This window comes from Paraburkholderia sp. SIMBA_027 (genome assembly GCF_046535315.1).
GTDB classification, from domain to species: Bacteria; Pseudomonadota; Gammaproteobacteria; order Burkholderiales; family Burkholderiaceae; genus Paraburkholderia; species Paraburkholderia tropica.
In genome coordinates this window covers 1-257 of record NZ_JAWRWY010001026.1, presented here as the reverse complement: position 1 = coordinate 257, position 257 = coordinate 1, and the positions used below count along the sequence as shown (strand labels likewise).

Sequence of the window (257 nt, the reverse complement as noted above, 5' to 3'; positions counted from 1 at the left end):
GTGTTCGTCGCCCGGACGGTTCTGTCATTCGCTTCGATGGTAATGCTTGTGTTCTTCTGAACAACAACAGCGAGCAGCCTATCGGTACGCGTATTTTTGGGCCGGTAACTCGTGAGCTTCGTAGTGAGAAGTTCATGAAAATTATCTCTCTGGCACCAGAAGTACTCTAAGGAGCGAATCATGGCAGCGAAAATCCGTCGTGATGACGAAGTTATCGTGTTAACCGGTAAAGATAAAGGTAAACGCGGTAAAGTTAA

2 protein-coding genes are annotated in these 257 nt (G+C 46.7%); both read left to right on the top strand.

The window, feature by feature from the left end; genetic code table 11:
• Window positions 1-170: uL14 family ribosomal protein (locus SB764_RS42225; protein ID WP_410867069.1), on the top strand; the 170-nt coding region annotated here is incomplete at its 5' end.
• A 10-nt stretch (window positions 171-180) separates the two neighbouring features.
• On the top strand, window positions 181-257 hold a 77-nt coding region (locus SB764_RS42220; RefSeq protein WP_332909117.1), incomplete at its 3' end, for a KOW motif-containing protein.